Source organism: Lichenibacterium ramalinae (assembly GCF_004137085.1).
In the GTDB taxonomy this organism is placed as follows: Bacteria; Pseudomonadota; Alphaproteobacteria; order Rhizobiales; family Beijerinckiaceae; genus Lichenihabitans; species Lichenihabitans ramalinae.
In genome coordinates this window covers 164,202-189,383 of record NZ_QYBC01000010.1, presented here as the reverse complement: position 1 = coordinate 189,383, position 25,182 = coordinate 164,202, and the positions used below count along the sequence as shown (strand labels likewise).

The window sequence follows — 25,182 nt, the reverse complement described above, 5'->3', positions numbered from 1 at the left end:
TGAGAATTAACCACTATCGGCGTCTGATATCGCCTCCCTTGCTGCAATCTATGGCGACAGCGGACGCCCGGCGAAGCGGGACGGGCCGGTCAGGACGGGGCGATGTGACGACTTCTCGTTCGCGTCAGGCGCCCGCCGGTGGGCGTCGGACGACGACGAAGCACGTCCCGCATATCTCGGGAACCGGTCAGTCCAGGTCTATGAGCATCATGCAGGAGATACAGCGGGCGCCGTTCCATCCCGTCGGCCCGCAGTTGGGACAGTCAAAGCTGTGATGCAAGCGCTCCCCGGCGGGCCGAGCGCCGACGACGCCGTTGGCATTCCGGAGCAGCAGCGTCCCGCCACCGCCCCCGATGATCGTGAGCCACGGCGCAAGGCGGAACGGCTCGGCCGGCGCCAGCTCCGGCTGCCTGTTGGAGCTATGGAAGCCGGCGACCGCCCGCGCCGCGGCATCCTCACCTATGTCCAGAACGCTCGTCTCCCTCGCCGAGAGGAGCAGGTTCAGCGCGAGGTCGATCTCGCGTTTGCGGATCAGCTTCGCCTCGAGCGCGCGGGCAGCCGGCGCCTTCTCCGCCGCTCTATGGAGGTGTACCTGGATCAGCGGGGTCGGCTCGAACACGGCGTCGCCCTTGGTCCCGTTGCATCCGCGGCAGGACGGCGACCAGTTCTCGTAGGACTCCAGGTCGAAGTCGGCCGGAAGCCCGAAGGCCGCCAGGACCCCGGGCAGGCAAGCCGTCCCCACGAGCGAGGCGGGAATGATGTGGTCCACCTCCATCTCGCTCAGGGCCAGGGGCTTCCTGCAGATCCAGCACCGCTCGAGGTGCACATTATAGATCGCGTAACGCTGCCTGCTCGTGAACGGCATGGTCAGACCTCTGCTCGCCGTCGTCCATGCTCCTGCGGACAGGATACCACGCCGACGACGACGGGCCCACTCCGGGGCAGGTCTGGCCGTCGGCGCGGTCCAGATGCAACCCGGTTCGGCGACGCGGCCAACTTCGCAATTCGGAGCCGGTCCGCCGTGACGTCGGGCGACCGGGCCTGGCCGGCGGGCGCGCCACGCTCGCGGGCTCGCCGGGTCCGCCCCAGACCGCGGGCAGGCTCGCGGGCCGGGCAACGAGGCCGGCACGACGTCGACGCGGCCCCGTTTCTTCGCGGCGGCCGCCTTCCGGCGTCAGTCGGCCTCGACGCGACGTCGCGGAAGGCATGGTCGCCCCCCAACGCCGGGCCGCGCCGCTCCGATCGAGGGGGCCTCGTCCATGTCCCCTCACGACCGCGGCTACGCCTCGATCGTCCCTTGCTGGACTATGGCCCACACGTGGCGACAGTCACCAACCCAAGGCAACACGATGCCCAAGACGTCGAACATCACCTTCGCCATCGAGTTCCTCGGAACCGATACGGCGAACCGCCGGGTGAGGCTCATCCTGTGCTGGCTGTTCCTGGTCGCAGGTCCGCTCATCGCTGCCGCGAGTATGGCTCTGTTGCCGCATCCCAGTAGAATGATCTTTCTTCCAGGTAGCCTCGCCGCTGACCGCGCTCTGCGGGTCCCTCTTGTGGTTGGTCTGGCCATGGATGCGCTCGGACATGGAGGGAGCGCGCTGGCGTCTGATCCTCAACGAGCAGGATCGAGACGAGCCCGGCGATGCGGGCGGCGGCAGGATCGCCACCCGCGTCGCCGACGCTGGCGACGCAGTGTTCAAACGGCTAGCCGATAGAGCCGAGAGGGGATCCTATCGGTTCGTCGGTGCGGCGCTGGCGCTGTCCTGTCTCTTCGCCCTCCCGCCCGTCGCCGACTCCTCGACCGTCGATCCTGACGCTGACGGGGGTGAGATCGCGAGCCTTCGCCGCGACCTCGACGACGGGATCGGCGGTCTGCGTCAGAAATGGATCGCAATGCAGAAGGCGGAGGAGGAAAAGGGACGGGGCGTAGCAGACCAGCTCGCAGCGCTCCGGGAGCAGGTCAGGCTTCAGGCCGAGGAACTGACCAGCCTTGGAGCGCGGCCCGCGCCTCGGGTCGGACCGACGGTCCCACCCATGCCCCTGCCTCACAAGCCTGAGCCCGTCGGCGAGGGACACCCCTGACACCGACCTGCTCCTGCGACCGTCGCCCGAGCGACTACGGTGGATGCGCGACGCACGCGGTTCGCCGCCGTCAGGCATCACGTGGAGACGGGCAGGGCACGCCGACGTAGTGGCCCAAGGGAGCGCCGAGGTTAGCCTTCCATCCGCGACGGTGACGGCGTAGCCAGCCTCGGCGTCAGCCCATGGTGCGCGCGACCGACCCGGCGGGGCGCCTCGGGCGATGCGGCGTATATGGCCCACGTCACGCTCAGGGTCGGTGCGGTCCGGTGAACAGGTCCCCGAGGGCCCGCCTGGCGAGGTAGGTGACGCGACGGCGGCGCAGATGCTCGGCCTTGTCGTGCATGCTGTGATATCGCTGGCAGAATGCAACCAGGTTCCCGGCCACGATGTTCGTTGCATCGTGGTCGCGATGGGCCGTGGCCAGGACGACCTGAGTCGTGCGAGTGGGCTCGATGACGCTGTGGGGTGGCCTCATGGGGCGCAACCACTTGCCCACCCCGTCACGCCAGCGCTCGGCGTCCTCGTCCCACCATCGTCCGTCCCTGAGGTGCAGCACCGAGCGGCCATGCGGTCGACCGCAGCCCTCATACCTTCCCCCGACGGAGCGTCCGCTTGACCAAGGATCGGATCGACCCTATGTGATGAGAGTATCATCAAAAATGAGTTGCGAGATGCCGTGCAGTGGTTCGGAAGTCAGGGTCGACACCGTGGACGGGCACGTCTGGTTCGAGACCTCCGGGACGGAGCAGGCTTTGGTGAGCCTCCACGCCTTGCTGGACAGGAGCAGGATGACCCCGAGGCCGTGGATGCCGTTCGTGGTGCTGACCGGGTCGGAGGGGAGCGGGAAGACCGCCCTGGCGCGACGGTTCATGCTGCAGGCGCAGCGGGCGGCGACCTGCGCGCTCTTCGACAGGGCCAGGGAGGCTCGCGACGCACCACTGCAGCTCCTCTCGTCGGAGGCCCGGCAGTTGCGGGAGAGGGAGCGCGCCGACGCACGGGCGCGCTCGGAGGACTATCGGAGACAGGTCCAAGACTTCGGGCACTGTCCGCGCGTCTGCGCGCCCGCCGTCTTCGCTCCCCCCGTTGAGGACCTCACCGCCACCATCCACGCCTCGATGCATGGCGACGGGAGGCGCGAGGATCTCCGGGACCGGCAGTTCCGCTACGACATGGAGTGGGCGTCCGAGGTGGAGCCGGCCGTCATGTCCGCCAACGATCAAAGGGTGGGATCCAGGACCTGGATCTCACGCCATGTCCTGGCGGCGCTGCCGGACAGCCCCGGCAATCGGAGCGACGACGCGATGAGGCGCACCTCGATGGTGTTCGTCGACCGGGCAGACCGCCTGCTCGAGCTCAGTCCTCGCGAGAGGGGTTCCGTACTGCAAGACATCAAGGACTTTCCCAGGCCGCTGACGGTCGTGCTCATCGGGTCGGAGGCGCTGGTCGAAGCGGTTCGGGCCGAGGGCAAGACCCAGACGATCAGCATCCCACCGCTGGAGGGCGGGGAGTTCGAGCAGGTCGTTCGGCTCGTCTTCGGCGAGCGCGACCCCGAGGATGTCCGGCGCCTCCACGCGGCGTCCGGGGGCGCGATGGGACCCCTGCTCCACATAGCGGGACTGCAGGGTCTCAAGCCGCCGTATTCCGTGCCGGACGAGCGGGTCCTCCGCCTGCCCGCGCCCCCCTGAGTCTCCTATGGCCGTCATGGCGACCCGCTCGTCGCGTCCCGGACCCGGCCGAACCGGGCCAGCCCGTCCGGAGCCACCCAGCACTCCCCAGGCTTCGAGCTCGGCGAAAAGAGGATCCTGGCCGTGGGCGACCTCGGGCGAGATGCCGCCGGCCCGCCCCCGGTCGTCGGGCGCAGCCGGCGGTCGGGCGACGATGTCCGGGACCCTCAGGGGCGATCGCGGCGATCTGGTCCGCGATGGTTCCACATGGGATTCGCGTCGCGACATAAAGTTGGACGTACCCAACGCAGCAGCCGAGCTTGTCGCAGCACCATCCACTCAGATCCCACCAGGCTCAGACGGCGGGGCACGTCCCGGCCATCGCGCGAGGGGAGCTCGCCGACGTGCGCGACGTGCTCGCGGCCGTCACGCCGGGCGGCGGCAAGAGCCTGCTGCCCGTCACCGCCGCCGCGCCCTCCGCGCGAACGGTAGCTCATGGTATCGCCCCTGGCCGTCAGGTCGCCCGCGCGACGTCTGCCTCGGCAACGCGCGCTAGCGCTTCCACCCAGTCCTGGTGATAGGCGTAGAGGCCACCCGGATGCTTGTGCCCGAGCTGGTCGAGGAACCACGGCCCTTGCTGCGTCTCCTCGGTCAGCACGTGGCAGCCGTCCTTCGTGGGGGTGATGACCCAGCCGTGGAAGGCGGTGGAGCCGGTGTCGTCACCATCGACCGTGGTTGCCCAGGATAGGCGCCTCCCAGGCTCGCACTCCGTCACGACCAGATGCATCGGGAACCCGATCGTCACGCGGGTGTACCGCGTGCCGAGCGCCAGTTCGTGTTCGTCGCCGAGGAAAGCCACCCCGTCCTCGGGTGGGAACCAGCGTGACCAGTTGCCCGCATCGACAAGCAGCCGCCACACGACCTCCGCGGGCGCCTTCACGTCCACCTCGTTCAAGGCATAGATCGGCGAGATGCGCGGGTCGTACTGCGAGGGGTAGGTGACGTGGTCAAGCATGGCGATTCCCTGCCTTCTGGCTGCGATACGGGACATGAGGTAGGCCGGCCCATGTGAGGCCTTCAGTGGCTTTTGACGCACAAGGGTGGTGCGCGATCGAACCAGCGTCGCCTGCTTGCCGCAGCGTAGAGGCCGAGCGATGGGTCAAGGTATGATCGACTGGGACGACGTCCGATATTTCCTCGCCGTCGCGCGATGCGGCTCGGTGCGCGCAGCCGCCGAGCGGTTAGACGTGAACCACGCGACTGTGCTGCGGCGTGTCGGACAGCTCGAGCACCGGCTCGGCGTCCGGATGTTCGAGAAGCTGCCGTCGGGATATCGCATGACCGCCGCTGGCGAGGAGGTGCTCGGGCTCGCCGAACAGATGGAGGCGTCGTCCAACCTGCTCCAGGCCCGCATCCTCGGCCGCGATCAAGGCATATCCGGGCTGCTCCGAGTGACCATGCCCCCGACGATCGCGACACACCTGCTGATGCCGACCTTCGCGGAGTTCGCGCAGACGCACCCGGCGGTCGAGCTTGCCCTGCTGACGTCGGACGAGGTGATGAACCTGACGAATCGGGAAGCGGACATCGCGTTGCGGGTCGTGTACGACCGCGACAAGCTGCCGCCCAACCTGCACGGGCTGAAGGGGCCGGAACTGTTGAGCGGCGTGTATGCGTCGCGCGATCTTGTTGCAGCATGGCGGGAGGGTAGACGTGAACGGCTCCGGTGAGTCGTGAAGGACAACGTCGGGATCGGCGACTGGGCCCACACGGGCGAGGTACCTGCCGCTGACGTGTCGTTCCGGGTGACGAGCGCCGACGCACAGATGGTCGCGCTGCACGCAGGCGTGGGGATGACGACGCTGCCGTGTTTCGTCGGCGACGTCGACCCGCTTCTGGCGCGCGTGCCGGGGACCGAACTGCGCCACCACGGGACGTTGTGGCTACTCACGCAGGGCGAGACGCGCAGGACCAAGCGGGTGCGACTGCTCACCGAGTTCATCGCGGAGCGGCTCACCAGCTTCACGCCATTGCTCGCAGGACAGACCACACCGTCAGACTGATCGGCGGTCGGCGGTGCGAAGATGCACAACCGTTGTGAGGAGGTCGCGAATCCCGCCGTCGTGAGTCCTATGCCATCTCTGGGTTCGACGAGACACCGACGTCGGAGCCCAAACATGTTCGAAGCGATCCGTTGGCCGGATGCCATGAGGCCGAGCCGCTCCCCGATCCCCTTCACCAACGAACTGGAGGTCGCCGTCTCGCCCGAGACGATCTGGTCGCTGCTGACCGACCCGACGGCATGGCCGAGCTTCTATCCCGGCGCTCGGCACGTGGAGTTGTTCGACGGGCACGACCGCTTCAGCGCGGGCACGCGCTTCGAGACGAACCTCGCCGGCCAGGACGTCGCCGCCGTGGTGACCGAGTTCGAGCCTCTGACGCGCATCGCTTGGTACGGCGGCCCGAAGGCGTCACCTCAGTCGGTCGCCTACCATGCCTGGATCATCACGCCCACGTCGGGCGGCGTCCATCTCTGGACGGAGGAGACGATGCAGGGTCCGCTCTGGATCGAACTCGCGAAGCAGGACCCGGCGGCGTTCTGGCGCACGCACGAGAAGCTGTTGGCCGACCTCGCTCGTGTCGCCGTCGAGCGCGAGCGCGCCTGACGTCCTGCGATCATCGGAGAAGACACATGACCTATGCGATCATCGGCTTCGGCGCCGTCGGCCAGGCGCTGGCCAAGGCCTTCGCCCGTAAGGGGGTGGACGTCAGAGTGGCGAGCCGGCGCCCGCCGGAGGCTTTGGCGCCCCAGGCGCAGGCGATCGGGCCGACCGTAAGGCCCGTGGCGCTGGACGAGGCGGTCGGATCCGACGTCGTGATCCTCGCCGTGCCCTTCTCGCAGGTGGCTGAGGTCGCTCACGCGGCCGCGACCTGGGAGGGCCGGCTGGTGATCGACGCCACCAACGCGTACGGAACGCCGTTGGCCGAGTTCGGCGGCCTCACATCGTCCGCGGTGGTGGCGCGGGCCTTTCTCGGAGCGCGCGTCGTCAAAGGCTTCAACCACTTGCCTGCAGCCAAGCTGGCGGCCGACCCGGACGTGAAAGGCGGTCGGCGCGTCATCTTCACGTCGTCGGACGACCCCGATGCGCAGGCGCAGGCCAGTTCTCTGATGGAGCGGCTCGGCTACGCGCCGGTCGTGCTCGGCCCGCTCGCGCAGGGAGCCGTGCTCGCGCAGGCGCAGGGCAATGGCTGGGCACCGCTCGCCTTCCAGGACCTCGTCAGGTTCGGCTGAGCCCTCGACAGCGCTACACGGAGGATGCTGAGATGAAGGTCGACCTCACGGGTCGGACGGCGATCGTCACCGGTTCCACCGCCGGCATCGGACTGGCAACGGCGGAAGGACTCGCGAGAGCGGGTGCGACCGTCATCGTCAACGGCCGCACCCAGGCCTTCGGACGAGGCGCTGCGCCGGATCCGGCAAGCCCTGCCGCCCGCCGACCTGTCCGGCGTCGCGGCCGACATGGCGACGACCGAAGGCGTGGCGGCACTGACCGCAGCAGTGCCGGATGCCGACATCCTCGTCAACAACGTCGGGACAGCGCACATCCGCGACTACCGCGACGTGAACGACGTCGCCGCCATCCCGGACGAGGACTGGCTCGGCCTGTTCACCCTCAACGTGATGAGCGGCGTGCGTGCGAGCCGCCGCTACCTTCCGCGCATGGTCACGAAGGAGTGGGGCCGGGTCGCGTTCGTCAGCAGCGAGTCCGGCGTCAACATCCCGAAGGAGATGCTCGACTACGGCACCAGCAAGACCGCGCAACTCGCCGTATCGCGAGGGCTGGCCGAAGCGGTCGCGGGCACGGGCGTCACCGTCAACGCCGTGCTGCCGAAACCTACCCGCTCCGAGATCCTCGGCAACCTCATGTCCGCCCAAGCAGAGGCGAGCAGCATCTCGCAGGACGAGGCCGAGCAGCGCTTTCTCCACGCAGCGCGGCCGACCAGCCTCCTGGGCCGGTTCGCGACCACCGCGGAGGTCGCCAACATGGTCGTCTACGCCTGCTCCGAGCGGGCCTTGGCCACCTCCGGCGCGGCGCTGCGCGTCGAAGGAGGCGTGGTGCGATTCGTGGCGTAGCAGGTACGATCTCCTGAGATACCGTCCCTGGCGGGAAGGCGTGGGAGCCGGCTGACGGGAACTGTCGCGTTCCTGCCGCCCGGGGATGGCCGGACCACTGTCCACCCAGAACAGCCGGCTCGCTCATCCCCTTGTGATTTGTCCATAGGGTCGCGTTTGCACCGACCGTTGTGGAAACCCCTGACGTCAGCTGGGTGGAGCTCCAGCTGCATGAGATGGAACGAAGGCCTGCTATCGTCCTCGATGTGCCGAGGCTGTCCGCCTCCACGCCAGCCTCGGTGAGGATCATGACCGACGATGCAACGACCCAGCACTGGCGCACGAGGCTCCTCCACCCAGCCGCGACCGCGTCAAAGGACTTCCATGCCCTCGCCCCGGCGGTCCATCGCGGTTCGACCGTGGTGTTCGACCGGTTGGCCGACGCCCGTGATGACTGGCGCGGTGACGCCTACAGCTACGGCCTCTATGGCACGCCAACCACTCGCGAACTCGCCCTGCGCATCGCTGACCTGGAAGGCGCGCTCGCCAGCTTCGTCGTTCCAGGCGGGCAGGCCGCCATCGCCCTCGTCTACCTTGCTCACTGCCGCGCGGGCGACCACGCCCTGGTGCCCGAGAGCGCCTACCGGCCCAACCGCGAACTGTCCGAGAAGCTGCTCGCCGGACTCGGCATCACCGTGGACGCCTACGATCCCCTCGTCGGCTCCGGCGTCGCTGCCTTGATCCAGCCGAACACGCGTCTGGTATGGTGCGAGAGCCCTGGCTCGATCACGATGGAGGTGCAGGATGTGCCCGCCATCGTCGAAGCCGCTCATGCCGCCGGCGTTCCGGTGGCACTCGACAACACCTACGCGGCCGGCGTGCTCTTCGACGGCTTCGCGCACGGGGTGGACATCAGCATGCAGGCACTGACGAAGTATGTCGGCGGCCACTCTGATCTACTGCTCGGCACCGTGTCGGTCGGCACGGCAGAGGCGTACGACCGCGTGGGGGCGACGCATAGACTACTAGGATTGTCGGTGTCGCCGGACGACTGCGCACTGGCCCTGCGCGGGCTGGAGACGCTGGCGGTGCGCTTGGACCGTCTGGAGGCGACCGCGCTGGAAGTGGCGCGCTGGCTGAAAGCCCAACCTGAGGTGGAGCTCGTGCTGCACCCGGCGTTGCCCGACTGCCCTGGGCACGAGGTCTGGCGGCGCGACTTCACCGGCTCGGCGAGCGTGTTCTCGATCGTTTTCCGGTCAGACTGGAGCGCGGCGCGGGTGACTCGCTTCGTAGAGGCGCTGCGGCTGTTCCGACTAGGGTTCAGTTGGGGCGGCACGCATAGCCTCGTCATGGCCTATCCGCCGCTGCCGCGGGCTCAGAGAGGGTACGAGGGTCGGTTAGTGCGGCTTAATGTTGGCCTCGAGGAGCCAGCGGACCTCATCGCTGACATCCATCGAGCCCTGACCGAAATGTCTTAGGGGCGAAATGCGCCAAGTGACGAGATCGGCTTTGGATGGCAGGCGACTGATGGCCTGGTCGCGGCTTAAGACGCGCGTCTCCGAACGGCTCGACGACACTTTCATCCACGGCCATCGTCCTCCGGAACTGACAGGAGTCCGCTAACTCTGCCGAACCGACGTCACCTTGTCTGTCCGTCTCTTCCCATCTCTCGTCTGAGAGCGGCCGTTCCGCCGTCAGGACCAATCCGAGCTTCGGCGCCTGGCCGGAGTCGACCCAACCAGGACCTTTGTTGCCGATCGCGAGAAGCTTCAAAGCGGCCGTTCCGGTGCCGACAGTGGACCGTCAGGCTGAGATCGCTGGTCGCTCGGCATCCATCGGCACCCAAGGGTACGTTGCGGCAGCTAAGACACTAATCTGAACGACAGATCCGGACCCGATCCAAACTATCGGGCACGCAGATGGTCCACGAAGGCTCGCAGTGCCGACGTTTGCCCCCGCGGTGTTGGATAGTACACGAAAAGCGGCTCGAGCGGGCTCGACCAGCGGCTCAGAACACGCGCGAGGCGACCCTGCGACAGGTCGCGCGCGACGCACTGGATCGGGGCCAAGGCCAGCCCATGGCCGTCCCGCGCGAGGTCGACCAACGTCACGAGGTCGCCGACGACGGTCGGGGCGCCGGGATCGATCCTGCAGGTCTCGGAGCCACAGGACAGTATCCAGGGCGAGACCAGCCCCGTGGTGCGATTCCGACAGACGATCGCGGCATGATTCAGCAGGTCCATGGGCTGTGCGACGGGATCCCGGCCCGACAGGTAGGATGGCGACGCGACCAGCACGCTCTCCGAAGCCGAAAAGACCTCGAAGGCCGTCACGTCCTTGGCGAGCAGCGTCCCGTAGCGCAGCCCGGCGTCGAAGCCCTGCTCGACGATGTCCACGAGCCGGCTTTCGACCTCAATCTCGAGTTCGACTTCTGGGAACGCGGCCCTGAAGCTCGCCAGAACCGGTGTCACGACGCCGTCGAAGGCTGCCCTCGGCATCGTGATCCTCAGGGGGCCTGACGGCCGCGACGCTCGTCCCATGACCTCGCGGGTGGCATCCTCGATGGTGTCGAACGCCGGCGCCACCCGGTCGAGGTAGGCGGCACCGGCCTGGGTTAGGCTGATGCTGCGCGTCGAACGCATGAGGAGTTGCGTCCCGACCCTGTCCTCCAGCGCCCGCACGGCCTGGCTGGCCGCTGACGGGGACATGCCCAGGCGGCGGGCCGCGCGGGTGAAGCTCCTCGCCTCGGCCACGGCGATGAAGACCGGCAGTCCATCGAGCAGTTCCTTCGCGCGCAGGCCCATCGTGAAGTCCAGCTTCAAACGGCATCTTCATTATTGCCGCTTATCAAGTCGGGACATCCCCCGTTAGGTTCCGGTCACCCGGCACGGCGGCGCGCGCCGGGCGCGGAGGATCGGACATGCCCGAAGCACCCACGGCGTCTCGTCCCGCTGCCCGTGGTCATCGAAGGTGACGAGCGAAACCGGCTCTTCCGACGAACTCTCAGACGGGGGTGTGGGCGTGCTGGCGGCGGTCGTCGCCGTCACGGTCGCGAACGGCTACTACGTGCAGCCGCTCCTCCTGCAGATCGGCGCGGCGGCGGACCTTTCGGCCGGCTTGGTCAGCCTCCTGCCGGCGCTGACGCAGGTGGGGCTGGGGATCGGCCTCATCACGCTTCTGCCCCTGGCCGACAGCCTGACGGCCCGCAGGCTCTTGATCGCGACCCTGCCGCTCCAGGTCACGGCGCTTCTCGCCGTCGCCATGAGCGGCAGCGCGGTACCGCTCATGGCGGGGTGCCTCGCCATCGGCTTGTTCGGCGTCACACCCTACGTCCTCCCGCCGTACGCGTCGCTCAGGGTCGGTGGGGCCCGGCTCGGGGCCGTCACCGGCCTGCTGACGCGAGGCGTCATCTGCGGGATCCTGCTCGCCCGCGTGGTCGCCGGCCTCGTCGCCGATTGGTTCGGATGGCGTGCCGTCTACGCCCTGGCCGCTGCGGCGACCGCGGGGGCGCTCGGCGTCGTCGCGGTGGTGGTCAGGCCGCAGGGGTCGATCGCGCCCACCCTGCGCTACCGCCACCTGATCGCCTCGCTGTTCAGTCTGCTCAGAACCGAGCCGGAGTTGCGCGTCGCGGCGCTCTGCCAGGCCCTCACCTTCGCGTCCTTCAACGCGTTCTGGCTTGGCTCGACCCTATACCTGCACGCGCGCTTCGGCTGGGGCCCGGGTGCGATCGGCGCGGTCGGCCTGATCGGTGCCGCCTCGGCCTTCGGCGCGCCGGTGCTCGGGCGGTCGGCTCAACGGTTCGGGCCGCGGCGCGCCCGTCAGGTCGCCATCGCCGCGATGCTCGTCGCTTGGCTCCTGTTCGCCGTGCTGCGCGAGAGCCTCATCGGCCTGGCCCTGGCCCTGGTGGTGCTCGACCTGGGCGCCGTCGTCCAGGATGTGTCCAGCCGCACGATCCTCTACGCGCGGGCACCGCAAGTGAGGACGCGCCTGAACGCCGTCTACACGGTCTCCATGTTCGCCGGCGGCGGTCTCTCCTCCGCGGCGGTGGGCGCCTGCTGGACCATCGGGGGCTGGACCGGGATCTGCTGGTTCGGCGGCGCCACCGCGGCCGCGGCGGCGATCGCCGCGGCCCGAGGTGTCAGGTCAGCTCACGTTCCCCATCCATCGCAGGACGCGAGACGCACCGCGGTCGGCCACCCCGACGGCTGAGGCATCGGGGACGGACCCGACAGCCCGGAATCGAATGTCTCCTTCTCATGACCTGGAACTCGCATGACAGATCCTGCGCCACCCATGCTGACCTCGCACAGGTTCGGTACGCCGCGCCACACGACGCATTTTCTCGCGAGTGGGCCGGTCGACGGCCCGCTTATGATCTTCGTCCACGGCTGGCCGAGCATCGGCCTGATGTGGCGGGCCCAGATGGACGCCTTCGCGGCCGACGGCTGGCGCTGCATCGCCCCAGACCTCCGCGGCTTCGGTGGCTCGTCCGCACCGGCCGCCGTCGACGCCTATACGGTAGAGGAGGCCGTGGCCGACATGGCGGAGCTCCACGATCACCTCGGCGGTGAACCCGCTGTCTGGGTCGGTCACGACTGGGGCTGCTGCGTCGTCGGCGCGCTCGCGGCGCACCACTCCGGGCGCAGCCGCGGCGTCGTCCTCACGTCATTGGCCTATCAGCCGGAAGGGCACGCGCTTCGCACGCTCGTTCCGCTGATCGATCGACGCCTGTACGGCGCTGACGACTATCCCGACGGCCAGTGGGATTACTACCGGCACTACACGACACATTTCGAGACGGCGGTCGCCGACCTCGATGCCGACAGGGCCGCGTCGCTGAAATCGATCTTCCGGCGGGGTGATCCCGCCGCCGTCGGGACGGTCTCCCCTTTGGCGCTGGTCACGCGCAACGGAGGGCGCTTCGGCGCCGCGCATCGCGCCCCGCCGACCCGCCCCGACCCGGCGCTCTGGCCGCCGACGGATTTCGGAATGCTGGTCCGGGCGTTCGAGAGCCATGGCTTCCGTCCTCCCTGCGCGTGGTACCTGAACGATGACGCCGCCCTCGCCTATGCGCGCACGGCGCCCCATGCCGGACGCCTGTCGTCGCCGGTTCTCTTCATCGATGGCGACTTCGATCAGGTCTGCACCATCGCGGGAAACCGCCAGGGCGACCCGATGCGCGCTGCCTGCCCGGATCTCACGGTGACGCGCATGCTCGCTGGACACTGGCTGCCGCTGGAGCGCAAGGCGGAGCACATCGGCGCCGTCCGCGACTGGCTCCGGAACAAAGGCCTGCGATGAGGTCTCTCGAGGCCGGATCCCGCTCGACCGCGGCTTGGGCGCGTCGGATGGCCACTTCGAGGTCGCCGCCGCAGTCGGACCGGAGGCCTCGGGCCTCGACGAGTTCGCGTCGTCGCTGGATTTCATGAGCTCGACCGCGAGGCAGACACTCTCGCTTTCAGCCTCGGCCGCGAAGGACCACCGCCGGCGCATGACGACGCCCTTGAAGGCGATCAGGTGATGCGACTTTCGCAAAAGGTGAGCGGATAGCCCAAAAGCGCCAGGATCGGCCGGATCTGGCCCGGCTTGCTCGTCAGAGCTACGCATCTCTGTTGTGAAGCGGACGTCGGACGCGGCCTCAGGGTACGACCGAGAACCGTCGTTGCCCGGGACCATCGACGGCGAGCCGGTCGAGGTTGTCGAGAAGCCGAGCCAGGAGAGCGACGAACTGCTCGGCTTCCGCCTCAGTGAACCCGTCCAGGGCGTCCCGGTTGCCCTGGAACAGGGCGGAGATCGCCTCCGGCAGGCGCGAAAGAGCCGTGTCCGTCAGGATGACGCGCTGACTGCGGCCGTCGGCCGGGTCCGGCGTTCGGCAGACGAGCCCGTCTCGTTCCATACGCGCCAGCATCTGTGCCATGGGCGGCTGCTCGATCCGCGCGAAGCGCGCGAGATCACGTTGCGTGCTGGCCTCCCCGTCCCGCAACGCGACCAGAACCGGCAGGTGACCGATGCCGAAGCCGAGAGGCTTCAGCCGAGCCTCGCTGAGGCGAGCGAAACCTCGGGCCGCGAGGCTGACGAGGTGGCCCGGTGTCGACAGCACGTTCCCGTGTCGGCTCATGCGCTCCTGCCTTCATCGAACCGGTTGGCACCAAGCTATATATGTGCGTATATAAAGCGTCGCGAGCACGTGCGCAACCGCCGCCGGAGCGCCGAGACCTCCACCGTCAATAGGTGTAACTTCATGCCCCGCGAGACGATCACAATCAGCAATTCGGATGGCCGCTGCCCGACGACCGTCGTCACACCCGAGGGATGGACGGGCGGGCCCGCCGTCATCTTCTTCATGGATGCCGGCGGCATCCGGCCGATCGTGTTCGACATGGCGCAGCGGCTGGCCGATGCGGGCTACCTCGTGCTGGTGCCGGACCTTTTCTACCGCTTCGGCTCCTATGGCCCGTTCGATCCCGTGGAGGTCCTGAAGGGCGACTTCCGCGCGGTGCTCGGTCCCCTCATGGCGACGACCAGCAACGCGAAGGCGGCGCAGGACACGGCGGCACTCCTCGCCTTCCTCGACACGCGCGCTGACGTCGAGGGGCGGAAGGTCGGCGCCGTCGGCTTCTGCATGGGAGGCGGCATGGCCATCGTCGCGGCCGGGACCCACCCGGAGCGGTTCGCGGCCGTGGCGAGTTTTCACGGCGGCAACCTCGCCACCGACGCACCAGACAGCCCGCATCGCTTCGCACCGACGATCGAGGCGCGGCTCTACATCGCCGCCGCGACCGACGACCACAGCTACCCGCCCGAGATGGCCCGGCGCCTGGAGGCGGCGCTGCGGGAGGAGGGCGTCTCCTTCGAGGCCGAGACCTATCCCGCCGCCCACGGCTGGATGAAGCCGGACTTCCCCGTCTTCGACGCGGTCGCCGCCGAGCGGGGATGGCGGGCAATGCTGGCCTTCCTCGATCGCGAACTGCGCTCGGGCTTTCCTCGCTGACCCATCTCCGAAGGTCGTCGGCCTTCGCCGCCGAGCGGCTCGGGAGCGAGCTTTCGCGGGTTGGTGGTGTCGGGACCGTGCCCTGGGGCGAGGCGCCTGAGATCACGCCGCCTCGCGGGCGGCGAGCCTGGAGCTTATCACATCGTCAGGATTATGGACCCGACGACGCGACGCGCCCCGATGTCTTCATGCGCACGCCGGGCCTCGCGCAACGGATAGCGGGTCACGGGGTGAGGCGCGAGGACGCGGGTCTCGAAGGCAGACCAGAGGTCGTCGCTCGCCTGCTTCAGGACGACGCGGCTGTTCACGAAATCGGCGGTGTTCGGTCTGGTGTAGACGATCGAACGATCGGCGAGGGCCGCAAGGTCGACGCCCGGCGCCCCGGAGGCGTTGCCGAAGTGCACGAGATCCCCGCCGGGCCGCAGCGCGGCGATCGATCTGTCGAAGGTCGCGGCGCCGATCAACTCGTAAACGACATCGGCGCCCCTGCCATCGGTCATGCCGAAGATCCTGGCGGCCAGATCGGGGTCTCCCGCGTCCAGCACCGTCTCGATGCCGCGCTCGCGCAGCCATGCCGCCTTCTCCGGGGTGCCGACAGTGGCGATCACCTTGGCGCCCAGAGCCTGCGCCCATGACGCGGCGAACGAGCCGACCCCGCCGGCGGCGGCCTGGACGAGCACCGTCTCGCCGGGCTGGACCACATGGGCGCGCTTGACCATGGCCCAGGCCGAGAGGCCCTTGGTCAAGCTCGCGGCGGCCTGCTCGCTCGATAGGCCGATCGGCAGTCTCACCAGTTTGTCGGCCTCGACGAGGCGCATGTCGGCATAACTGCCGAACGCCAGCCAGTAGCCGACGCGGTCGCCGACCGCGAACTCAGTGACGCCCGGCCCGATGGCGTCGACGATCCCGGCGCCCTCGACCCCCAGTGTCAGTGGCAGCTTGGCGTCATAGATGCCGTCGCGGAACTGGGTGTCGACGAAGTTGACGCCGGCGGCTTCCTGGGCGAGCCGGACCTGACCGGGGCCCGGCTCGCCGACGTCGTAGTCCTCGTAACGCAGGACCTCGGGGCCGCCGGTGAGATGGATGCGGATACGATGCGCCATGATGCCGATCCGGATTGTTGCAGGAAGCGAAGACGCAAGGCGGTGGCGGCCGGTCAGAACACCCAGTCCACGAGGTGCTCGCCGCCGGTGACGTCGAGCACGGTGCCGGTGACGTATGGATTGGTCATCAGGAACACCGCGGCGTGTCCGACGTCGCCAGGCTGGCCGAGGCGGCGCGCCGGGAACCCCGCCCGCACCTTCTCGCGGACGGCGGCGGCGTCCGCCTCGGAGAGGAAGGTCCAGAAATCAGTATCGATGAAGCCGGGCCGGATGGTGTTCACCCGGATCGGGCCGAGTTCCAGCGCGAGCGAGCGTCCCAACGCCTCCACGGCGGCGAAGGCCGACGTCACGGATGTCATGCCGACCTTCGGACGCGCCGCGATCCCTCCTGTAAGGAAGGTGATCGACCCGTTCGGGGGAAGCCGTGGGCTGGCATGGCGCGCGCAGGCCCAGGAGCCGAGGAACTTGCTGTCGATGTAGCTGCGCACCCCTCGCATGTCGTCGTCCATGAAGGTGCCCCAGCTGCCGTCCGTCGGCCCAGCGACGACGACGAGATGATCCAGAGTGCCGATAGCGTCGAAGGCGGCCCGAACGGCCTCCTCATCGCTGATGTCGAGCCTGATCTGCTCGAAGGGTGCCAATTCCGGGTGGCCCGCTACAGAGGCCGAGCGCCGGCTGGCGACCGTGACGCTCGCTCCCGCGGCGTGGGCGGCCTGGGCGACCCCCAGACCGATCCCGGTCTTGCCGCCGATCACGACCACCCGCTTCCTGGTGAGATCGAAGGACGGCGACTGCGGACGCGTCCGCTCGTTGTGTACTGTTGTCATGCTAAATCTCCGTGGGTTGGTGCTGGATCCGGACGGAGCTAGGCGATCTGCCTGAGCACACCGCCGTCCACGCGTAGGGCGGCCCCGGTCGTTCCGGACGCCTGCTCCGAGCACAGGTAGACGACCATGTTGGCGACCTCGTCGGTGGTCGTGAACCGCTTCAGGAGCGAGGTCGGCCGCATCGTCCTCAGGAAGTCCTGCTCGGCCTCGTCCTGCGAGATCCCCTCGGAGGCCGCCGTCGCCTTCATCCAGTTCGACAGGATCTCGGAGTTCGTCGGGCCGGGGAGGACGGCGTTGATGGTCACGCCCGTGCCGGCGACCGACTCCGCGACGCCTCTCGATATCGCGAGCTGCGCCGTCTTGGTCATGCCGTAGTCGATCATCTCCTTCGGGATGGCGAGCGCCGACTCGCTGCTGACGAACACCACGCGCCCCCAGCCGCGCCTCGTCATCGCCGGCAGAAAACGACGGGTCATCCTGATGCCGCTCATCACGTTCAGCTCGAAGAGGTCTCGCCAGTCGCCGTCGGTCAATTCCAGGAAGGGCTTCGGCTTGGCCGTACCGACGTTGTTGACCAGGATGTCGGCGTCTCCCGCCCGGGCCGCGAGGTCATCCGCGCCCGCCTGTGTCGCCAGATCGGCGTCAAGGCCGGTGATGTCGGCCTCGGGAAGGAGCGCGCGCATGTCCCTCAGCGCGGCGCCGACCCTCTCCTCGCCACGACCGTTGATGACGACCGCCGCACCGGCCCGTGCCAGCCCCTCGGCGATCGCCCGGCCGATGCCGGCCGTCGAGCCCGTCACGACGGCCTTCTTGCCCCTGAGATCGATCTGCATGGCGCACCCTTCTCCTGTCTGCTGAGGAGGTGGGGAACACCCAGGTCTGGATAACGAACTCAATTTCCATAGGATCTATGCTGCCGGAGAATAGATCCCATGAACCGCTTCCACGAACTCACCGCCTTCATCGCCGTTGCGGAGGCCGGAGGCTTTTCGGCCGCCGCCCGCCGCACAGGCCTGGCGCAGCCAGCCGTCAGCAAGGCCGTCGCGGCGCTCGAGAAGCGCCTCGGCGTGGCGTTGTTCAACCGGAGCACGCGCCGCGTGATGCTCACCGATCACGGTCGACGCTATCTCGATCGCACCAGATCGATGATCGAGGAGTTGGACGACGCGGACAACGAGATGACGAAGAGTTCGCTCCAGGTCTCGGGCCCGGTCAGGATCAGCGCGGCCGCGACCTTCGGGCGCTTGCACGTCCTGCCGCTCATCCCGGAGCTGTTGGCGCTTCATCCCGCGCTCGACGTCGACGTGGTGCTGTCGGACCTCACGCGCGACATGGTCGAGGACCGGGTGGATCTGGCGATCCGGATCGGTCCGGTCGACGAACCCGACGCCGTCGTGCGAAGCGTCGCGGGCACGCCCTTGGTTTGCGTCGGCGCTCGCCGCTACTTCCACCAGCACGGCATGCCGCAAACGCCCGCCGACCTCGTCAATCACAACTGCCTGGTCTACGGCGGACTGCGCGAGGCGACGGACTGGCCCTTCGTCGGCCCAGATGGCCCCTTCAGCGTGTCCGTCCGGGGCAACCTGTCGTCCAACAGCATCGAAACGATCCGGGCGGGGGTCCTGGCCGGCGTCGGGATCGGCTTCTTCACCGAAGCGTCGCTCGTCGAGGACCTCTCGACGCCGGACGTCGTCACGATCCTCGACGCGTTCGTGCGCGGCGTGAGGGACGTGAACCTCGTCTGGCCGAAACGCCGGTTCGTCCCGGTCCGCGTCCGCCACACGACCGAGTTCTTCGCACGAGCGATCGCGCGGCGCCTGCGGCGAGATGGCAGGGCCGCGACAAGGGCATCGCCGCTCACCACGGAGGGGCCGCGCTAAGCCACTCTGGCGGCTCAGGCGGCCCCAACCAAGTCCCCGTCGAGGGCTGCCGAGCCCCGTCCCGTCGCGCAGTGGAGGAAGCACCTCAGCGCCGCCGTCACGAACGTGTCGCGGCGCTGAACGAAGACGGTCGTGGTCCGCGCGATCTCGGCCGGGAGGGCGTGGAGGCGAACACGCCCGGCCGTCGATGCGTCCCCGACGACGGCGCGCGGCAGGATGGCGAAGCCGACGCCCGCCGCGACGCAGCCGATCATGCCGTCCAGGGTGCCGATCTCCATGCGGGACAGGCCGAGCAGGCCCTCGCGCGCGAGGAACTCCTCCGTCCGTTGCCGGTAGGAGCACCCGGCGCGGAACGCGATGATCTTGCCGGCGCGCCGGCTGTCGCGCCGCAGGTCGTCGACGGAGGCGACCCTCGGCGAGGTCACCAGGACCAGCTCTTCGTCGAAGACCTCCGTCGCCTCCAGGTCCGCGTGCGCGACGGGACCGGCCACGAAGGCCCCGTCGATGTGGCGGCGCAGCACCCGCTCGATCAGGTGCTCGGTCGGTCCTGTATCGAGCGTGACCTCCACATCCGGATAGAGCGCCGCGTAGGCTCCCAGGATCGGCGGCAGGCGGAAGGCCGCGACCGTCTCCATGGCGCCGATGCGCAACTCGCCGCCCGGCACCGCGCCGTCGCGGGTGACGAGGCGCGCCTCGTCGAGCAGTTCGGCGATGCGCGTCGCGTAGGGCAGCAGGCGCGCGCCCGCGGTGGTGAGGGTGACGCCGCGCTTCGAGCGGTGGAACAGCGGCACCCCGAGCCGCTCCTCGAGCGCCCGCACCCTCTGGGTGACGTTCGACTGCACGGTGTTGAGCCGTTCGGCGGCACGCCCGATGCTGCCGGCCTTGGCGACGGCGGCGAAGACCCCGAGCTCGATGCTGTTCATGGCACGTCATCTCTCAAAGCGATGATCGGCATCTGAAACGATCATTTTTCATGCGTCAACGCGAGATCTACACCGGGCCATCCCGAGGTGATGCATGACCGCCGTCGACGCCCGATCCCCCACCGCCGAAATCCCGCACCACCCCAGATCGTCCGACGTGTGGCGCTGGGTCTGCGCGGGTCTGTCCGCCTCGCTGGTCGGCCTCGGCCTGGCCCGCTTCGCCTACACGCCCTTGATCCCCGCGCTGATCGACGCGAGGTGGTTCGCGCCCGCCGACGTCGTCTATCTCGGTGCCGCCAACCTCGCCGGCTATCTCGCCGGCGCGCTGATGGCCCGCGGGCTCGCTGCGCGGTTCGGCGCCGTCCCGCTGCTCCGCGCCTCCATGGTGACCGTCACGCTGTCGTGCTTGGCCTGCGCAGTGCCGCTCTCCTTTCCCTGGTTCCTCGCCTGGCGCCTCGCGTCGGGCGTCGCGGGGGCGCTCATCATGGTGCTGGCGGCTTCGACGATCCTGCCCCACGTCGGCCCGGCCCGGCGCGGCCTTGTCGGGGGCGCCGTGTTCGCGGGCGTGGGCCTCGGCATCGCGGCCTCCGGCACGCTCGTGCCGCTGCTCCTGCGGATGGGACTCGCGGCCTGCTGGTACGGCCTCGCCGTCCTGTCGGCGCTGCTCACACTCGTCAGTTGGCCCAACTGGCCCCGCGCCGCGGCCCCGCATCGCGAGGAGGCGGGACCGGCCCGAGCCTCGTCGCGGCACGCGTCCCGGACCACGCGTGCCCTCATTGTCGAATACGGGCTCGTAGCCTTCGCGCTCGTCCCACACATGGTGTTCCTCGTCGACTACGTGGCGCGAGGCCTCGGCCAGGGGCTCGACGCGGGCGCCGGCCTCTGGGTGGTCTACGGCCTCGGCGCCATCGTCGGGCCGCTCCTCGCTGGCCATCTGGCCGACCGGGCCGGCTTCGGCCCGGCGTTGCGCGTCGCCTATCTCGCCATGGCGCTCGCTATCGTCGCTGTCGCGTTCGGCACGGCCGTGCCGATTCTGGTCGCGTCCAGCCTCGTAGTGGGCGGCTTCACGCCCGGGATCGTGCCGCTCGTGCTCGGTCGCATTCACGAACTCGTCCCGCACGACGCGGCTCAGCAACGCACCGTCTGGGCCCGCGCGACGACGAGCTTTGCCGTCGGACAGGCGGTGGGCGCCTACGGCCTCTCCTTCGTCGTCGCGCGCGGCCTCGTTCCGCCATCCGGCCTCTTCGTCCTGGGCGGGGCCGCTGCCGCCTGCGCGCTCGCCATCAATCTGACGACCGCGCTGACGGTCCGGTCGTCACACGGGAGTGACGCGCGATGAGCATCGCCTATGACATCGTCGACCATGCCCATGACGTCGTCATCGTCGGGGCAGGCGGCGCGGGCCTGAGGGCGGCGCTCGGCATGGCCGCATCGGGCCTGCGCACGGCCTGCGTAACCAAGGTCTTCCCGACCCGCAGCCACACCGTCGCGGCCCAGGGCGGGATGGCGGCAGCGCTCGGCAACATGGGCGACGGCGACGACTGGCGCTACCACATGTACGACACCGTCAAAGGGTCGGACTGGCTCGGCGACCAGGACGCGATCGAATACATGTGCCGCGAGGCGGGACCGTCGGTGCTCGAACTTGAGCATCTCGGCGTGCCGTTCTCCCGGACGCCAGACGGCAGGATCTACCAGAGGCCGTTCGGCGGCCAGACGATCGACTACGGCGGGCGGATGGCGCAGCGCACCTGCGCGGCGGCGGACCGCACGGGTCATGCCATCCTCCACACGCTCTACCAGCAGTGCCTCCAGCACAGGACGGAGTTCTTCGTCGAGTATGTCGCGCTGGACCTGCTGATGGACGACGACGGGGCCTGCCGCGGTCTGCTGGCCTGGGGGCTCGAGGACGGCAGGCTGCACCGGTTCCGCGCGCATCGCACGGTGCTGGCCACGGGCGGCTACGGCCGCGTGTACTTCTCCTGCACGGCCGCCCACACCTGCACGGGCGACGGCAACGCCATGGCGCTGCGCGCCGGCCTGCCGCTCCAGGACATGGAGTTCACCCAGTTCCACCCGACCGGCATCTACGGTTCGGGCTGCCTGATCACGGAAGGTTCGCGCGGGGAGGGTGGCTACCTGACCAACTCCGAAGGCGAACGCTTCATGGAACGCTACGCGCCCTCAGCCAAGGACCTCGCGGGCCGCGACGTCGTGTGCCGCTCCATGACGGTCGAGATCAACGAGGGACGCGGCTGCGGGCCGGGCAAGGACCACATCCTGCTCCACCTCGAACACCTCGGCGCCGACCTGCTCCACGAGCGCCTGCCCGGGATCAGCGAGACGGCGAAGATCTTTGCCGGCGTGGACGTCACCCGCGAGCCCATCCCCGTTCTGCCGACAGTGCACTACAACATGGGCGGGATCCCCACCAACATCCACGGCGAGGCGAGGACGATCCGGGACGGTGACGGCGACGCCGTGGTCACCGGGCTGATGGCGATCGGCGAGGCGGCCTGCGTGTCGGTCCACGGCGCCAACCGGCTGGGGTCGAACTCGCTGCTCGACATCGTGGTCTTCGGTCGTGCAGCAGCAGTTCGGGCCGCCGCGGCGGTCAGGCCCGGCGAGCGTCACGCTCCGCTGCCGGACGACGCGACGGATCGCGCGGTGGCGCGCTTCGACCGGATCCGGTGGGCCTCGGGACGGACGGGCGTCGGCGAGATCCGGCTCGCTATGCAGAAGGTCATGCAGAAGCACTGCGCGGTCTTCCGCGACGGCCCGCTGCTCGACGAGGGGCGCGACAAGCTCGCCGAGGTCGCGTCCAGCATGAGGGACGACCTCGGTTTGGTGGACCGCTCCATGGCGTTCAACTCGGACCTCGCCGAAGCTCTGGAACTCGACAACATGCTCGCCCAGGCGAGCGTCAGCCTTCGCTCCGCCATCGGTCGTACGGAGAGCCGGGGCGCCCATGCCCGCGAGGACTACCCCCAGCGCGACGACGAGGCCTGGCTGAAGCACACGTTGGCCTGGTTGCGGCCCGATGGATCGATCGATCTCGACTACCGCCCCGTACACCTGCAGCCGCTCACCAACGATGTCGCCAGCATCGCACCGAAGGAGAGAATCTATTGAGCGACGGGTCGGACCGCGAAGGCTCCATCGAGGCGATCGGATCCTTCGACGACACGGTCGAGATCGCGCCTTGTCTCGCCACCAGGTCAGGCGGTACGACTAGCCCGACCGTGATCTTCCTGCACGGGCGTGGGCAGAGCGCGGCACTGGTGCACGAGCTTGCACCGGCCTTCTCCCCCGCCCGGGTAATCGCACCGCCGGGCGGCATCAGACTGCGGCGAGGCAGGACCTGGTTCGAGAACGCCTCCATCGGCATCGCCCGCAGCGAGAGCGTCGAGGTGGCGGAAGAGCGCTTCATGGCATGGCTCGGCCGCTCCGTCCCGACAGGCTGCCGACCCTGGCTCTGTGGGTTCAGCAACGGTGGCGCCTTTGCGGGGCACCTTCTCATGCGCCATCCTGAGCGTTTCGCCGGTGCCGCGCTCCTGAGCGCTCCTCTGGTTCTGCCGCCCTGGAAGGCTGGTGCACTTCGCAGCAAATTACTGTTCTATGGCCGGGGCGACCGAGATCAGGTTGTGCCAAGCGAGGCGTTCGCGGCGGCCGAGCACTACCTCGAGAGCGCAAGCGGCGCCGCGCTCACCAGGCGAGCTTACCCATGCGGGCATGAGATCGGTCCCGAAGAGGTAAGCGATCTCGCGAACTGGTTCTCTGCTGCGGTTAGCTGACCGCCGACCTTGCCGATCATCGGCCCGGTTCTCCGCGAGTGCGACGGCGGTACACGCTTTGGCCGTGATGCAAGGCTTGGCCGTGCAGGCGCGCGACGGGGTGAGCTGGGCCGAGCTGGAACCGCTCGTCGAGGAGGTCATGGCGGGCATCGAGGCGCGCCGGGCAGCGTTCTCACAGGACAGCGCTTCCCCCCTACCCCTCGTGACGCCGCAAGGCGGCGGATTGTAGCGCGCCAGAGGCAGGCTGCGGGGGTATCGACGTCTGGGCCGATCGTCTCGCCCCAACTATGGCCTCGCGGCCGCCTGGGGGCGCAATCGTATCTGGCAGACAGGTTCTTGGCCGCTCGACATCTCCCCGGCCTAACGCTTTGCTTCGATCGCGGACGCGCCATTGGCGTCGGCCAGAGGTGGGTTTGACACTACGAAAGGTCTGCTTTCGATCATCAACGCCCGGGAGCGGTCGGACCGCTCTCCACCCTGATGCGTCATTCTACGACCGACAGAGATCGACAGGACCACGGCGCTCTAACCCGGACCACGGCTGGAAGGCTCAGGGCATCCCCCAGGGGTCGCGGGCGAGGCGCGAGCCGGCACGCGGGTAGTCTATGCCGTCGGCCCGGACGGCGCGACGATCGAGTTCATGCAGCCGGCGCCCGCTTCGAACCGCGACTGACCGGCCCTCGCCGTCGCGCCCTCGGGCCGCGCCAGCACGCGCCGTCCGCTACCCTCTCAGGCCGGCAAGGCGATGCCGGACAGTTCGGCGCAGGCCGCCAGCAGGGCGTCCTGCGCGGCCTCGTCGCGCAAGGCCGGGTCTGGCGGGCGCGGGGCCTCGTGATAGAAATGGCCGCCGGTGACGCGCGCGCCAGGCGCGTCGCTGGTGGCGAGCCAAGCCTGCGTCAGGTGTCCCCTCGCCAGGTCGTCGGTGGCGGCACGCCCGCCCATGCGGGTCGCAACCCATCCGGGCTCGATGGCGTTCGACAGGACGTCGAGCCAACGGCGGGCGACCGCGCAGGCGAGCAGGACATCGAGGAACTTGCTTTCCGCATCGGCCTGGGTGCCTCGCCAGGGGAGCCGCGGCCAGAGCAGGTCGTCGACGTCCGGAGCGGCCCCGCGATGCTCCTGGCTGAACGCCGTCGAGGGCTTCTTCTCCAAGCTGACCCGCCAAGCTCTCCGGCGCGGCGTGTTCCGATCCGTCGACGACTCGTGGCCGCCATCGACCGGGATCGAGCACGCCAACGACGATCCCAAGCCCATCAGGTGGACCGCCTCAGCTGCCAGCACCACGGCAAAGCTTAGGCTGAAACAGCCAAGGGGTCGCGGAACGCGGCGCGATAAGCGTCGAGCGCGGCTGCCCCGATGACGTCCCGGCCGCCGGTCATCTCGCGGAGGGCGCGGTCGATGAAGGCATCGGGATCCCCGCCCAGCAAGCGTTCGGGCAGGTCGGCCTCCTGCGCCAGGAAAACCAGTGATCCTTCTTCAAGGCGAGGCCGAGGTCGACGCCGGGCATCAGGGCGACGAGCGCCGCGCCGGCCCGCCGCTTCGTCCAGCGCGGCTCCAGCCGGTATGACCGTGGACGCCGTCGCAGGAACCATCCGGTCGGGCGCTCGGGGCGTCATCGTCGGGCGCAACATCTGGCAGCGCGAGCGCGGGCCTCCGGAGCAGGTCCTGGGCGAGATCGCGAAGCTCACGCGTAGCGTCAAGTTCGACGACTGAGAGCCCAGGGGGAGGCTCGTCCCGTCCGCGAGACGCACCCTGCGTTCGGAGAGGTCGATCCACACGGCACGCGCCGTGGGCCGCGAGC

23 protein-coding genes and 2 pseudogenes are annotated in these 25,182 nt (G+C 69.0%); 16 read left to right on the top strand and 9 right to left on the bottom strand.

Features of this window, described 5'->3' with window-relative positions:
• Positions 1-187: 187 nt before the first annotated feature.
• Entirely contained in the window at positions 188-865 is a 678-nt protein-coding gene (locus D3272_RS13520; RefSeq protein ID WP_129219717.1) for an HNH endonuclease, read from the bottom strand.
• A 722-nt stretch (positions 866-1,587) separates the two neighbouring features.
• Here D3272_RS13520 and D3272_RS13515 point away from each other — a divergent pair.
• Both D3272_RS13515 and D3272_RS13510 read left to right on the top strand, forming a co-directional pair.
• Positions 1,588-2,085, top strand: a complete 498-nt coding sequence (locus D3272_RS13515; protein ID WP_129219716.1) for a hypothetical protein — start codon at positions 1,588-1,590, stop codon at positions 2,083-2,085.
• Between the two features lie 755 nt (positions 2,086-2,840).
• Complete coding sequence (locus tag D3272_RS13510) at positions 2,841-3,770, top strand: P-loop NTPase family protein (RefSeq protein ID WP_129219715.1); 930 nt, start codon at positions 2,841-2,843, stop codon at positions 3,768-3,770.
• A 493-nt stretch (positions 3,771-4,263) separates the two neighbouring features.
• Here the strand turns inward: D3272_RS13510 and D3272_RS13500 are convergent, their stop codons facing one another.
• Positions 4,264-4,764, bottom strand: a complete 501-nt coding sequence (locus D3272_RS13500; protein WP_129219713.1) for an SRPBCC domain-containing protein — start codon at positions 4,762-4,764, stop codon at positions 4,264-4,266.
• Between the two features lie 151 nt (positions 4,765-4,915).
• On the opposite strand from D3272_RS13500, the pseudogene D3272_RS13495 reads away from it, so the two are divergent.
• The 5 genes and pseudogenes from D3272_RS13495 (at position 4,916) to D3272_RS13480 (ending at position 9,341) form a co-directional block, all read left to right on the top strand.
• Positions 4,916-5,812, top strand: a pseudogene (locus tag D3272_RS13495) (LysR family transcriptional regulator).
• A 114-nt stretch (positions 5,813-5,926) separates the two neighbouring features.
• Positions 5,927-6,415 (top strand): SRPBCC domain-containing protein, encoded by a 489-nt coding sequence (locus tag D3272_RS27965; protein ID WP_245496552.1) that lies wholly within the window; start codon positions 5,927-5,929, stop codon positions 6,413-6,415.
• Positions 6,313-7,041, top strand: coding sequence for an NADPH-dependent F420 reductase (locus D3272_RS13490; protein ID WP_245496559.1), 729 nt, complete (start codon positions 6,313-6,315; stop codon positions 7,039-7,041). Before D3272_RS27965 ends, D3272_RS13490 begins: the two co-directional genes overlap by 103 nt.
• 32 nt (positions 7,042-7,073) lie before the next feature.
• Positions 7,074-7,884: pseudogene (locus D3272_RS13485) on the top strand (SDR family NAD(P)-dependent oxidoreductase).
• Between the two features lie 287 nt (positions 7,885-8,171).
• Positions 8,172-9,341, top strand: a complete 1,170-nt coding sequence (locus D3272_RS13480; RefSeq protein ID WP_129219711.1) for a cystathionine beta-lyase — start codon at positions 8,172-8,174, stop codon at positions 9,339-9,341.
• A gap of 426 nt (positions 9,342-9,767) precedes the next feature.
• Here D3272_RS13480 and D3272_RS13475 read toward each other — a convergent pair whose 3' ends face one another.
• Positions 9,768-10,685, bottom strand: coding sequence for a LysR family transcriptional regulator (locus tag D3272_RS13475; protein ID WP_129219710.1), 918 nt, complete (start codon positions 10,683-10,685; stop codon positions 9,768-9,770).
• 148 nt (positions 10,686-10,833) lie between these two features.
• On the opposite strand from D3272_RS13475, the gene D3272_RS13470 reads away from it, so the two are divergent.
• The 3 genes from D3272_RS13470 to D3272_RS13460 all read left to right on the top strand — a co-directional run bounded on the left by D3272_RS13470 (position 10,834) and on the right by D3272_RS13460 (position 13,384).
• Positions 10,834-12,072, top strand: a complete 1,239-nt coding sequence (locus D3272_RS13470) for an MFS transporter (RefSeq protein ID WP_129219709.1) — start codon at positions 10,834-10,836, stop codon at positions 12,070-12,072.
• Between the two features lie 84 nt (positions 12,073-12,156).
• Positions 12,157-13,164: an alpha/beta hydrolase gene (locus D3272_RS13465; RefSeq protein WP_342634181.1), complete on the top strand. Its 1,008-nt coding sequence runs from the start codon at positions 12,157-12,159 to the stop codon at positions 13,162-13,164.
• A 34-nt stretch (positions 13,165-13,198) separates the two neighbouring features.
• On the top strand, positions 13,199-13,384 hold the full coding sequence (locus D3272_RS13460) for a hypothetical protein (protein ID WP_129219708.1): 186 nt from the start codon (positions 13,199-13,201) through the stop codon (positions 13,382-13,384).
• Between the two features lie 117 nt (positions 13,385-13,501).
• Here the strand turns inward: D3272_RS13460 and D3272_RS13455 are convergent, their stop codons facing one another.
• Positions 13,502-13,981: a MarR family winged helix-turn-helix transcriptional regulator gene (locus tag D3272_RS13455; protein ID WP_129219707.1), complete on the bottom strand. Its 480-nt coding sequence runs from the start codon at positions 13,979-13,981 to the stop codon at positions 13,502-13,504.
• A 123-nt stretch (positions 13,982-14,104) separates the two neighbouring features.
• On the opposite strand from D3272_RS13455, the gene D3272_RS13450 reads away from it, so the two are divergent.
• Positions 14,105-14,854, top strand: a complete 750-nt coding sequence (locus D3272_RS13450; RefSeq protein ID WP_129219706.1) for a dienelactone hydrolase family protein — start codon at positions 14,105-14,107, stop codon at positions 14,852-14,854.
• A gap of 137 nt (positions 14,855-14,991) precedes the next feature.
• On the opposite strand, the gene D3272_RS13445 is transcribed toward D3272_RS13450, so the two are convergent.
• From D3272_RS13445 to D3272_RS13435, 3 genes are read right to left on the bottom strand one after another with little or no spacing between them, the layout of a single operon-like run.
• Positions 14,992-15,957: a quinone oxidoreductase family protein gene (locus D3272_RS13445; protein ID WP_129219705.1), complete on the bottom strand. Its 966-nt coding sequence runs from the start codon at positions 15,955-15,957 to the stop codon at positions 14,992-14,994.
• Between the two features lie 53 nt (positions 15,958-16,010).
• Positions 16,011-16,784 carry an SDR family oxidoreductase gene (locus tag D3272_RS13440; protein WP_129219704.1) on the bottom strand — a complete coding sequence of 258 codons (774 nt, stop codon included), beginning with the start codon at positions 16,782-16,784 and terminating at the stop codon, positions 16,011-16,013.
• Between the two features lie 38 nt (positions 16,785-16,822).
• Complete coding sequence (locus D3272_RS13435) at positions 16,823-17,617, bottom strand: SDR family NAD(P)-dependent oxidoreductase (RefSeq protein WP_129219703.1); 795 nt, start codon at positions 17,615-17,617, stop codon at positions 16,823-16,825.
• 99 nt (positions 17,618-17,716) lie between these two features.
• On the opposite strand from D3272_RS13435, the gene D3272_RS13430 reads away from it, so the two are divergent.
• Positions 17,717-18,664, top strand: a complete 948-nt coding sequence (locus tag D3272_RS13430; protein ID WP_129219702.1) for a LysR family transcriptional regulator — start codon at positions 17,717-17,719, stop codon at positions 18,662-18,664.
• 14 nt (positions 18,665-18,678) lie between these two features.
• On the opposite strand, the gene D3272_RS13425 is transcribed toward D3272_RS13430, so the two are convergent.
• Positions 18,679-19,587 carry a LysR family transcriptional regulator gene (locus D3272_RS13425; protein ID WP_129219701.1) on the bottom strand — a complete coding sequence of 303 codons (909 nt, stop codon included), beginning with the start codon at positions 19,585-19,587 and terminating at the stop codon, positions 18,679-18,681.
• Between the two features lie 94 nt (positions 19,588-19,681).
• Here D3272_RS13425 and D3272_RS13420 point away from each other — a divergent pair, with 94 nt between their 5' ends.
• From D3272_RS13420 to D3272_RS27315, 3 genes are read left to right on the top strand one after another with little or no spacing between them, the layout of a single operon-like run.
• Positions 19,682-20,926: a YbfB/YjiJ family MFS transporter gene (locus tag D3272_RS13420; protein WP_129219700.1), complete on the top strand. Its 1,245-nt coding sequence runs from the start codon at positions 19,682-19,684 to the stop codon at positions 20,924-20,926.
• Positions 20,923-22,719: a succinate dehydrogenase flavoprotein subunit gene (sdhA, locus tag D3272_RS13415; RefSeq protein WP_129219699.1), complete on the top strand. Its 1,797-nt coding sequence runs from the start codon at positions 20,923-20,925 to the stop codon at positions 22,717-22,719. The genes D3272_RS13420 and sdhA overlap by 4 nt, the downstream gene beginning before the upstream one ends.
• Entirely contained in the window at positions 22,716-23,381 is a 666-nt protein-coding gene (locus D3272_RS27315; protein ID WP_165361339.1) for an alpha/beta hydrolase, read from the top strand. Before sdhA ends, D3272_RS27315 begins: the two co-directional genes overlap by 4 nt.
• A gap of 729 nt (positions 23,382-24,110) precedes the next feature.
• On the opposite strand, the gene D3272_RS27310 is transcribed toward D3272_RS27315, so the two are convergent.
• Positions 24,111-24,533, bottom strand: a complete 423-nt coding sequence (locus tag D3272_RS27310; protein WP_165361331.1) for a Rossmann-fold NAD(P)-binding domain-containing protein — start codon at positions 24,531-24,533, stop codon at positions 24,111-24,113.
• Positions 24,534-24,944: 411 nt separating this feature from the next.
• Between D3272_RS27310 and D3272_RS13390 the strand changes: the two genes are divergently transcribed.
• The gene (locus D3272_RS13390) at positions 24,945-25,094 is read left to right on the top strand and encodes a hypothetical protein (RefSeq protein ID WP_207210209.1); all 150 of its coding nucleotides are present in this window, start codon (positions 24,945-24,947) and stop codon (positions 25,092-25,094) included.
• Positions 25,095-25,182: the final 88 nt, after the last annotated feature.

Bases quoted from the DNA above. Each gene is read 5' to 3' on its own strand.
- D3272_RS13520 (WP_129219717.1), bottom strand. From the start codon at position 865: ATGCCGTTCACGAGCAGGCAGCGTTACGCGATCTATAATGTGCACCTC.
- D3272_RS13515 (WP_129219716.1), top strand. From the start codon at position 1,588: ATGGAGGGAGCGCGCTGGCGTCTGATCCTCAACGAGCAGGATCGAGAC.
- D3272_RS13500 (WP_129219713.1), bottom strand. From the start codon at position 4,764: ATGCTTGACCACGTCACCTACCCCTCGCAGTACGACCCGCGCATCTCG.
- D3272_RS27965 (WP_245496552.1), top strand. From the start codon at position 5,927: ATGTTCGAAGCGATCCGTTGGCCGGATGCCATGAGGCCGAGCCGCTCC.
- D3272_RS13480 (WP_129219711.1), top strand. From the start codon at position 8,172: ATGACCGACGATGCAACGACCCAGCACTGGCGCACGAGGCTCCTCCAC.
- D3272_RS13465 (WP_342634181.1), top strand. From the start codon at position 12,157: ATGCTGACCTCGCACAGGTTCGGTACGCCGCGCCACACGACGCATTTT.
- D3272_RS13455 (WP_129219707.1), bottom strand. From the start codon at position 13,981: ATGAGCCGACACGGGAACGTGCTGTCGACACCGGGCCACCTCGTCAGC.
- D3272_RS13450 (WP_129219706.1), top strand. From the start codon at position 14,105: ATGCCCCGCGAGACGATCACAATCAGCAATTCGGATGGCCGCTGCCCG.
- D3272_RS13445 (WP_129219705.1), bottom strand. From the start codon at position 15,957: ATGGCGCATCGTATCCGCATCCATCTCACCGGCGGCCCCGAGGTCCTG.
- D3272_RS13440 (WP_129219704.1), bottom strand. From the start codon at position 16,784: ATGACAACAGTACACAACGAGCGGACGCGTCCGCAGTCGCCGTCCTTC.
- D3272_RS13435 (WP_129219703.1), bottom strand. From the start codon at position 17,617: ATGCAGATCGATCTCAGGGGCAAGAAGGCCGTCGTGACGGGCTCGACG.
- D3272_RS13430 (WP_129219702.1), top strand. From the start codon at position 17,717: ATGAACCGCTTCCACGAACTCACCGCCTTCATCGCCGTTGCGGAGGCC.
- D3272_RS13425 (WP_129219701.1), bottom strand. From the start codon at position 19,587: ATGAACAGCATCGAGCTCGGGGTCTTCGCCGCCGTCGCCAAGGCCGGC.
- D3272_RS13420 (WP_129219700.1), top strand. From the start codon at position 19,682: ATGACCGCCGTCGACGCCCGATCCCCCACCGCCGAAATCCCGCACCAC.
- sdhA (WP_129219699.1), top strand. From the start codon at position 20,923: ATGAGCATCGCCTATGACATCGTCGACCATGCCCATGACGTCGTCATC.
- D3272_RS13390 (WP_207210209.1), top strand. From the start codon at position 24,945: ATGACCGTGGACGCCGTCGCAGGAACCATCCGGTCGGGCGCTCGGGGC.